Genomic DNA, 9,763 nt, shown 5'->3' with positions numbered 1-9,763 from the left:
CAGGCGCAGGGGTTCGAGGCCTGGTGGCCGAGCGACAAACTCGCCGTGCGCGGCTACGTCGAGGTGCTGCGCCACTACCGCGAGATCGTCGGCATCCGCCGCCGCCTGCGCGCACGGCTGGTAGATGAGCGTCCAGCGCTGTTCATTGGCGTCGATGCGCCGGACTTCAACCTGGCGCTGGAGGCCGACCTGCGCGCGGCGGGCATTTCGACGGTGCACTTCGTCGCACCGGCGATCTGGGCTTGGCGGCCCGAACGCATCGAACTGATCCGCCGTGCCTGCGACCATGTGCTGTGCATCTTTCCGTTCGAGCCGGCGCTGCTGGCCCAACACGGGATCGCCGCCAGCTACGTCGGCCACCCACTGGCCAGCCTCATCCCGCTGCGGCCGGACCGCGTCGGCGCGCGCGCGTTGCTCGGCATGGATGACGCACAGCCGCTGCTGGCGCTGCTGCCCGGCAGCCGCCGTGCGGAAATCGATCACCTGTTGCCGCGCTTCCTCGCGGCGGTGGCGATCTTGCGCGCCCAGCGACCGAGACTGCGCTTCGTGCTGCCAGCGGTGCCGGCATGGGAGGGGACGATACGTGCCCAAGTGGCCGCCAGCCCCCATGCGGCTGCCATCACCGTGCTGCGCGGGCAGTCGCACACGGCGTTGGCGGCCTGCGATGCTGCGCTGGTGGCCAGCGGTACCGCCACCTTGGAGGCGGCGCTCTTCAAGCGCCCGATGGTGATCGCTTACCACATGCACCCACTGTCGTGGTGGCTGACGCGGCGCCAGATGCGCCAGCCATGGGCCGGGCTGCCCAACATCCTGTGCGGCGAATTCGTCGTGCCGGAGCTGCTGCAGGAGGCGGCCACCCCGGAGGCGCTGGCGGAGGCGACGCTGGCGTGGCTGGCTGACGATGCACCAGCGCACGCGCGGCGCGAGCGCCTGGTGGCGCGCTTCGAGGCGCTGCACGCCGAGCTGCGGCGCGACACCGCGACGCTGGCGGTGCAGGCAATTGAGCCGCTGCTTGAGCGTGGGGGGGCGCTATGAAGGCGGGCCCGACGTCGCGTCCGACATCTGCCCGTGCGGACCGCCGCACCCGGGTGTCGCTGGCCCACGCCCAGGCTGCGGCCCAGCAATACGCCTTCGACTGGGGCGACGGGGGCCTGGTGGCCGGGGTGGACGAGGCCGGCCGGGGGCCGCTGGCCGGGCCGGTCGTGGCGGCTGCCGTCATCCTGGATGATCGGGATCCGATCGAAGGGGTCGCCGACTCCAAGGCCCTGAGTGCCGCCCGGCGCGAGGCGCTTTATGACGCCATACGGGCACGGGCCCTGTGCCTGGGGGTCGGCACCGCCAGTGTGGAAGAGATCGACCAGCTGAACATTCTGCAGGCGACGCTGCTGGCGATGCAGCGGGCCGTGGCTGGGTTGCGGCTGCGGCCCGCGCTGGTGCTGGTGGATGGCAATCGGCTGCCGGTGCTGGACATGCGTGCCGAAGCCGTGGTGCGCGGCGATGCCACGGTGGCGGCGATTGCCGCGGCCTCGATCGTGGCCAAAGTGACGCGCGACCGCCTCATGGATGAGGCGCATGCGGCTTACCCAGCCTACGGTTTCGACCGGCACCGAGGCTATGGCACGGCGCAGCATCTGCATGCCCTGCGCCAGCACGGCCCCACGCCATGGCATCGGCGCAGCTTCGCGCCGGTGGCCGAGGCGCTGCGCGCATCGACTGCGGGGGCTGCCGCATGACCCCGCTGCGCCCACCCGAGCCGATTGCTTCGCGCGACAACCCGCGCGTCAAACGCCTGCGACGCTTGGTGCAAGATGGCAGTGCCTACCGGCGCGAAGGCGTTGTCTGGGTCGAAGGCGACCATTTGTGCCGCGCCCTGCTGGCCCGCGGTTGGCGGCCCGAGGCGGTGGTGGCCAGCCCCGTGGGCCTGGCGTGGGTGCAGACGTGGCAGCAGACGGGGGCCCTGGCGCCCGAGGTTCCCGTCTGGCTGCTGACCGAGGCGCTGATGGCGCAGCTCAGCCCGCTGGAGTCGGCTGCCCATGTGGGCTGCTTGGTCCGCGTGCCACCCACTCAGGCCGTGCAGGCCGGCGTGCCCACCGTGGTGCTGGACCGGCTGCAGGACCCAGGCAATGTCGGCTCCGTGCTGCGCAGTGCGGCGGCATTCGGCTTTCGACAGGTGCTGGCGCTGCGCGGCACCGCCGCGCTGTGGTCGCCCAAGGTGTTGCGTGCCGGCATGGGGGCCCATTTCGGCCTCACACTGGTCGAGGCGGTGGATGCTGCCTGCCTGGCCGATTTGCAGGTGCCATTGCTTGCGACCAGTTCCCACCAAGGGGACTGGCTGCACGAGGCCCGCTTGCCCTGGCCGTGCGCCTGGTTGCTGGGCCACGAAGGGCAGGGTGTCCGCGCAGACCTGATGGAACAGGCCGCGCACACGGTGCGCATCATCCAGCCCGGTGGCGAAGAATCGCTCAATGTGGCGGCCGCTGCCGCGATCTGTCTGCATGCCAGCGCGGCGGCCGTATTTGGCGGGCTATAATCCCAAGGTTTACCCAGACCGTCCGTGTCCACGCGGTGACTGTCTTGCGCGCTCCCCGGCCATGTCGCGGTCGCCGGGCGCTGCGGCGGACGGGGCCAGGTGGGTGCGGGTGCGTCCAAACCATCCTGGAGAGTGTCCGTGTTTCCCGTCCTTGCCACCGCCATCCTCGCGCTCGCAGACGGCACGGTCTTTGAAGGTGTGGCCATCGGTTCGACCGGCCAGACTGTGGGTGAGGTGGTGTTCAACACCGCCCTCACCGGTTATCAGGAAATCCTCACCGACCCCAGCTACCGCCAGCAGATCGTGACCCTCACGTATCCGCACATCGGCAACGTCGGGGTCAACGGTGAGGACATCGAATCCGGCGCCATCCAAGCCGCTGGCCTGATCATCAAGGACCTGCCCCAGCTCCATTCCAATTTCCGCGCCGATCGATCGCTTGGCGAGTACCTGCGTCGCGAGGGCATCGTGGCGATCGCAGGCCTGGACACGCGCGCGTTGACGCGCCGCCTGCGCGAGCACGGCGCACAAAACGGCGCCATCGTTGCGCTGCGCGAGGGCGAAGCGGTCACCGACGCCGTGCGCGCCGAAGCCGTCGCCGCCGCGCGCAGCGCACCCAGCATGGCCGGGCTGGATCTGGCGCAGACGGTCAGCGCCGCCGACCCATACGAGTGGACCGAGACCGACTGGCGGCTACGGCGCGAGGATGGTACGCGCGGCTATGGGCGGCTGGCGCAGCCACGCTTGCACGTCGTCGCCTACGATTTCGGCGTCAAGCGCAACATCCTGCGCATGCTGGCCGAGCGGGGCTGCCGTGTCACCGTGGTACCGGCGCGCACCCCGGCCACCGACGTGCTGGCGCTGCGGCCGGACGGTGTGTTCCTCTCCAATGGCCCTGGCGACCCCGAGCCGTGCGATTACGCGATCGCGGCCGCGGCCACCGTCATCGCGCGTGGGGTGCCGACGTTTGGCATCTGCCTGGGGCATCAGATCATGGCGCTGGCCAGCGGCGCGCGCACGTTCAAGATGAAGTTTGGCCACCACGGCGCCAACCACCCGGTCAAGGACCTGGACACCGGGCGGGTCAGCATCACCAGCCAGAACCACGGCTTCGCGGTGGACGAGACCAGTCTGCCCGCAACGCTGCGCGCCACGCATGTCAGTCTGTTCGACGGCACGCTGCAGGGCATCGCGCGCACCGACCGCCCTGCGTTTGGTTTTCAGGGCCACCCAGAGGCCAGCCCCGGTCCGCACGACATCGGCTATCTGTTCGATCGGTTTGTCGGTCTCATGGAACAGGGGCGCGGGGCTTGAGCCGCGTGTCCACCGCCGCCCTTTGCGAGCTTGACGTCCTGCGACCATGCTGGGCATTACCGATCTGACCACCTTCGTTGCCGGCACGATCGTCATCGTGCTGCTGCCAGGGCCAAACTCGATGTACGTGCTGTCCGTGGCGTCACGCGAGGGCGTGCTGCGCGGCTACCAGGCTGCCTGCGGGGTTTTTGTCGGCGACACGATCCTGATGGCGCTGTCGGCAGCGGGGCTAGCCTCGGTGCTGGCGGCGCATCCGTGGCTGTTCATGGCTGTCAAGTATGCCGGTGCGATCTACCTCGGCTGGATCGGGCTCAATCTGTTGCGCACGGCCTGGCGGGGTTGGCACCGCGGTCCGCCGCAGCGCCTCGCCGCCACGCCCAAGCAGTCGGCTGAGCGGTCGGCCGGGCGCACGGGCCGCTGGCAGCCATTCCGCCGTGCGCTGTCGATCAGTTTGCTCAACCCCAAAGCGATATTCTTTTTCATCTCGTTTTTCGTGCAGTTCGTCGATCCTGCCTATCCGTGGCCAGCGCTGAGCTTCGTGGCGCTGGGTGTGATCGTGCAGGTCTGCAGCGCGCTGTATCTGAGCGCCCTCATCCTCGCCGGCGACCGACTGGCGCACGCATTTTCCGCGCGGCGCCATCTGGCTGCTTGGCTCAACGCCGCCGTCGGCGCCCTGTTCATCGGCTTCGGCCTGCGGCTGGCACGTGCCAGTGCCGTGTGACCGCCGGCCAGTTTTGCGAGATTTTCGACACCATGCCCAAGCGTCAAGACCTCCACAGCATCCTCATCATTGGTGCCGGCCCGATCGTCATCGGCCAAGCGTGTGAATTTGATTACTCTGGTGTACAGGCCTGCAAGGCCCTGCGCGAGGAGGGCTACCGCGTCATCCTGATCAACAGCAACCCGGCCACCATCATGACCGACCCCGCCACGGCGGATGCGGTCTATATCGAGCCCATCACCTGGCAGACGGTCGAGAAGATCATCACCCGCGAGCGCCCCGACGCCATCCTGCCGACCATGGGTGGCCAGACCGCACTCAACTGTGCCCTGGACCTGTGGCGCCACGGCGTGCTGAAGCGCTACGGCTGCGAACTGATCGGCGCACGTCCAGAGGCGATCGATAAAGCCGAGGACCGCCAGAAGTTCAAGGAGGCGATGACGCGCATCGGGCTCGAGTCAGCGCGCTCGGGCATCGCGCACAGCATGGAGGAAGCCTGGTCGGTGCAGCGTGTGGTGGGCTTTCCAGCGGTGATTCGGCCCAGTTTTACGCTGGGGGGTACCGGCGGCGGTATCGCCTACAACCCCGAGGAGTTCGAGATCATCTGCAAACGCGGGCTGGAGGCATCGCCCACCTCGGAGCTGCTGATCGAGGAGTCGCTGGTCGGCTGGAAAGAGTTCGAGATGGAGGTGGTGCGCGACCGCGCCGACAACTGCATCATCGTGTGCTCGATCGAAAACCTCGACCCGATGGGGGTGCACACTGGCGACTCGATCACCGTGGCGCCGGCGCAGACACTGACCGACAAGGAATACCAGCGCATGCGCGACGCCTCGATCGCCGTGCTGCGCGAGATCGGCGTAGACACCGGTGGCTCCAACGTACAGTTTGCCGTCAATCCGGCCGACGGGCGCATGATCGTCATCGAGATGAATCCGCGCGTGAGCCGTTCCTCGGCGCTGGCATCCAAGGCCACCGGTTTTCCGATCGCCAAGGTGGCGGCCAAGCTGGCGGTCGGCTACACGCTCGATGAGCTGAAAAATGACATCACCGGCGGCGCCACGCCCGCCTCGTTCGAGCCGACCATCGACTATGTCGTCACGAAGATCCCGCGCTTTGCCTTCGAGAAGTTTCCGCAGGCCAATGACCGCCTGACCACGCAGATGAAGTCGGTCGGCGAAGTCATGGCCATCGGACGCACCTTCCAGGAAAGCTTCCAGAAGGCGCTGCGCGGACTGGAAGTCGGCGTCGATGGCATGAACGAAAAAACCCAGGACCGTGAGACGCTGGAGCGCGAGCTGGGTGAGCCGGGCCCCGAGCGCATCTGGTATGTCGGCGACGCGTTCGCGGCTGGCTGGTCCCTGGAGGAAGTGCACCACTTCACCAAGATCGATCGGTGGTTCCTGGCGCAGATCCAGGATATCGTGCAGATCGAGCTGGCGCTGGACCGCCACACGGCGCAGCATGGCGCGCGGGCGCTGGAGGCGCTGGATGCCGCAACGCTGCGCACGCTCAAGCGCAAGGGCTTTTCGGACCGGCGGCTGGCCAAGCTGCTGGCCACTACCGAGCATGCGGTGCGGGCACGCCGCCATGCGCTGGGCGTGCGACCGGTGTACAAGCGCGTCGACACCTGCGCGGCCGAGTTTGCCAGCCACACCGCCTACCTGTACTCCACCTACGAGCAGGAGTGCGAGGCGGCGCCGAGCAACCGGCGCAAGATCATCGTGCTCGGCGGCGGCCCCAACCGCATTGGCCAGGGTATCGAGTTCGACTACTGCTGTGTGCACGCGGCACTGGCCCTGCGCGAGGACGGCTTCGAGACCATCATGGTCAACTGCAACCCGGAGACCGTCTCGACCGACTACGACACCAGCGACCGGCTCTACTTCGAGCCGCTGACGCTGGAGGATGTGCTGGAGATCGTCGCGGTGGAAAGACCCGAGGGCGTCATCGTGCAGTACGGCGGCCAAACGCCGTTGAAGCTGGCGCTGGGGCTAGAGCGCGCCGGTGTGCCAATCATCGGCACCACGCCGGACATGATCGACGCCGCCGAGGACCGGGAGCGCTTCCAGCAGATGCTGCACCAGCTGGGACTCAAGCAGCCGCCCAACGCCACCGCCCGCACCGAAGCCGAGGCGATGGACAAGGCCGCCGAGCTCGGCTATCCGCTCGTGGTGCGGCCGAGCTACGTGCTGGGCGGGCGCGCGATGGAGATCGTGCACGAGCCGCGCGACCTGGAGCGCTACATGCGCGAGGCGGTCAAGGTCAGCAATGACTCACCGGTGCTGCTGGACCGCTTCCTCAACGACGCCATCGAGTGTGACGTGGACTGCGTCCGCGACACCAGCGGCCAGGTGTTGATTGGTGGCGTGATGGAGCACATCGAGCAGGCGGGCGTGCATTCCGGCGACTCGGCTTGCTCGCTGCCGCCGTACTACCTGTCAGCGGCCACCGTGGCCGAAATCAAGCGCCAGACGGCGGCGCTGGCCGAGGCGCTGCAGGTCGTGGGTCTCATGAACGTCCAGTTCGCGATCCAAGAAGTGGAGGAGGGGGGCGCCAAGCGTGACCTCATTTACGTGCTGGAAGTCAACCCGCGCGCCAGCCGCACCGTGCCGTTCGTCTCCAAGGCCACCGGCATTCCGCTGGCCAAGGTGGCGGCGCGTTGCATGGCGGGCCACACGCTGGCCGAACAGGGCGTCACGCGCGAGGTCAAGCCACCCTACTTCAGCGTCAAGGAGGCGGTATTTCCCTTCGTCAAGTTCCCGGGCGTGGACACCATTCTGGGGCCGGAGATGAAGTCCACCGGCGAGGTCATGGGCGTGGGCCGCAGTTTCGGCGAGGCGTTCGTCAAAAGCCAGCTCGGCGCGGGTGTGCGTCTGCCACGGCCCACCGATGCGGTGCGCAAGATTTTTCTGTCGGTCAAGTCAGGCGACAAGGCGCGCGCGGTGTCGATCGCGCGCGATCTGGCGGCGATGGGCTTTGAGCTGGTGGCCACGCGCGGTACCGCCGCCGCGATCCTTGCAGCTGGCATTCCGTGCGCGGTGGTCAACAAAGTCGCCGAGGGTCGCCCCAATATCGTGGACATGATCAAGAATGGCGAGATCGCCATGGTCATCAACACGGTGGAGGAGCGCCGCAATGCAATCGCCGATTCGCGCTACATTCGGATCGCGTCGCTGGCCAACCGCGTGACCACCTTTACGACGATCTTCGGTGCCGAGGCGGCGGTGGAAGGCATGAAGGTGTTGGACGATCTGCCGGTGTATACACTGGCGGAATTGCACACACAACTGGTGTGACGCAGGCGCCTGAGCACCCTTGACCAACCGCGCGTGCAGTCGCCGTTGGCGCGCTAAACCGGTTATCATTACCCACGAGTCGATACCGCCGAACGGCAACGCTCGGCGGTTTGCTTTTGTGCGAAGAGGATTGCTGCCATGCCCACCATTCCGCTGACCAAGCGCGGTGCCGACAAGCTCAAGGAAGAGCTGCACCGCCTCAAGACCGTTGAGCGCCCCGCTGTCATCCAGGCCATTGCCGAGGCACGCGCCCAGGGTGACCTGAGCGAGAACGCCGAGTACGACGCGGCCAAGGACCGGCAAGGCTTCATCGAAGGCCGTATCAAGGAGATCGAGGGCAAGCTCGCCGCCGCCCAGATCATCGACCCGGCACAGCTCGACGCCGGCGGCAAGGTGGTGTTCGGTGCCACCGTCGAGCTGGAGGACGAGGCCAGCGGCGAGACCGTCACCTACCAGATCGTTGGCGAGGACGAAGCCGACCTGAAGCTCGGGCTGATCAATGTCTCGAGTCCCATCGCGCGCGCACTGATCGGCAAGGAGGAGGGCGACATCGCCGAGGTGCAGGCGCCCAATGGCGTGCGCCGCTACGAGATCGTGGCCGTGCGCTACGAGTGAGGGATCGACCCGTGCGGGCTTTGGGGCGAGCTTGGGTGCAGCGCTGGCCGCTGCTGGTGGCGGCACTGTGGTGGGGCGCGGTGACGGCCTGGAGCTTCGTCGCCGTGCCGCTGTTGTTTGCGCACTTCAACAACCCAGCGGTGGCCGGCGGCATGGCCGCGCGGTTGTTTCAGGTGCAGTCGTGGGTGAGCGTCGCTGCCGCTCTGGTGTTGCTGCTGTGGGGGCGGGCACAGCGTGGCCGCGGGCAGGCAGGGGACGCCGACTGGGCACTGCTGCCCTGGTTGTTGCTCGGGGCGCTGGCGGGCTTGGTGCAGGAGTTTGGTGTTGCCCAGCGCATTCTCACCGCCCGCCAGACGGGCGCCGATCTTGCCTTGTGGCACGGCCTGGGATCGCTGCTGGTGGCGCTGCAGTGGCTGTGCGCGCTGCGCAGCCTGTGGTGGCTGGCGGGGCGGACATCGCGCGCGGTCGAGGCGGACGGTCGCTGAGCCAAGACCGCCGAGCGAGCGCCGGTTGGTCAGCCAGCCGCGCGCTCCGCCGCCTCGACCGTGTTGAGCAGCAACATCGCAATCGTCATCGGCCCCACGCCGCCGGGCACCGGGGTAATCCAGCCGGCCACCTCGCGCACGGCGTCGAAGTCGACATCGCCGCACAGCTTGCCGTCGGGCAAGCGGTTGATGCCGACGTCGAGCACGACGGCACCGGGCTTGACCATGTCGGCACCGATCATGCGCGGCTTGCCGACGGCGGCGACCAGGATGTCGGCCTGGCGCGTATGGTGGGCCAGGTCCGCGGTGCCGCTGTGGCAGATCGTCACCGTGGCGCCGGCCTGCAGCAGCAGCAGCGCCATCGGCTTGCCGACGATGTTGCTGCGACCGACCACGACGGCGTGCTGGCCGCGCAGATCGGTGCGCCCGATGTGCTCCAGCATCTTCATGCAGCCATAGGGCGTGCAAGGCCGAAAGGCCGGCTGACCCACCAGCAGCGCCCCAGCGTTGGCGATGTGAAAGCCGTCGACGTCTTTTTCCGGCGCAATGGCCTCGATGACGCGCTGGGCGTTGAGGTGCGCGGGCAGCGGCAGCTGCACCAGGATGCCGTGGATGGCGGGGTCGGTATTGAGCGCGGCGATGCGCGCCAGCAGCTCGGGCTCGGTCAGGTTGGCGGGATAGGTCTCCAACACCGAATGCAAGCCGGCCTCGCCGCAGGCCTTGACTTTGTTGCGCACATAGACCTGGCTGGCGGGATCATCACCGACCAGGATGACTGCAAGCCCCGGCGGTTGGCCTC

8 protein-coding genes and 1 pseudogene are annotated in these 9,763 nt (G+C 67.9%); 8 read left to right on the top strand and 1 reads right to left on the bottom strand.

The window, feature by feature from the left end; translation table 11 throughout:
- From lpxB to P3W97_RS04515, 8 genes and pseudogenes are all read left to right on the top strand, one after another.
- The coding region (gene lpxB / locus P3W97_RS04550) for a lipid-A-disaccharide synthase (protein WP_300844203.1) at positions 1-1,035 on the top strand (1,035 nt) is incomplete at its 5' end.
- A 59-nt stretch (positions 1,036-1,094) separates the two neighbouring features.
- A pseudogene (gene rnhB, locus P3W97_RS04545) lies at positions 1,095-1,712 on the top strand (ribonuclease HII); the annotation flags it as partial.
- A gap of 17 nt (positions 1,713-1,729) precedes the next feature.
- Positions 1,730-2,530, top strand: coding sequence for an RNA methyltransferase (locus P3W97_RS04540; protein ID WP_300844199.1), 801 nt, complete (start codon positions 1,730-1,732; stop codon positions 2,528-2,530).
- Between the two features lie 138 nt (positions 2,531-2,668).
- Positions 2,669-3,844 carry a glutamine-hydrolyzing carbamoyl-phosphate synthase small subunit gene (gene carA, locus P3W97_RS04535; RefSeq protein WP_300844197.1) on the top strand — a complete coding sequence of 392 codons (1,176 nt, stop codon included), beginning with the start codon at positions 2,669-2,671 and terminating at the stop codon, positions 3,842-3,844.
- 46 nt (positions 3,845-3,890) lie between these two features.
- Complete coding sequence (gene leuE / locus P3W97_RS04530) at positions 3,891-4,565, top strand: leucine efflux protein LeuE (protein ID WP_300844194.1); 675 nt, start codon at positions 3,891-3,893, stop codon at positions 4,563-4,565.
- A 32-nt stretch (positions 4,566-4,597) separates the two neighbouring features.
- A complete protein-coding gene (gene carB / locus P3W97_RS04525) occupies positions 4,598-7,864 on the top strand; it encodes a carbamoyl-phosphate synthase large subunit (protein WP_300844192.1) in 3,267 nt (1,088 codons plus the stop codon).
- A gap of 138 nt (positions 7,865-8,002) precedes the next feature.
- On the top strand, positions 8,003-8,479 hold the full coding sequence (greA, locus tag P3W97_RS04520) for a transcription elongation factor GreA (protein WP_300844190.1): 477 nt from the start codon (positions 8,003-8,005) through the stop codon (positions 8,477-8,479).
- An 11-nt stretch (positions 8,480-8,490) separates the two neighbouring features.
- On the top strand, positions 8,491-8,964 hold the full coding sequence (locus tag P3W97_RS04515; protein WP_367184590.1) for a DUF4149 domain-containing protein: 474 nt from the start codon (positions 8,491-8,493) through the stop codon (positions 8,962-8,964).
- Between the two features lie 29 nt (positions 8,965-8,993).
- Here the strand turns inward: P3W97_RS04515 and folD are convergent.
- Positions 8,994-9,763 (bottom strand): bifunctional methylenetetrahydrofolate dehydrogenase/methenyltetrahydrofolate cyclohydrolase FolD (gene folD / locus P3W97_RS04510; RefSeq protein WP_300844188.1); only part of this gene is annotated, 770 nt, incomplete at its 5' end.

Source organism: Tepidimonas sp. (genome assembly GCF_029335975.1).
Lineage (GTDB): Bacteria > Pseudomonadota > Gammaproteobacteria > Burkholderiales > Burkholderiaceae_C > Tepidimonas.
The sequence above is the reverse complement of the archived record's forward strand: the minus strand, read 5'-3'. Positions and strand labels throughout refer to the sequence as shown.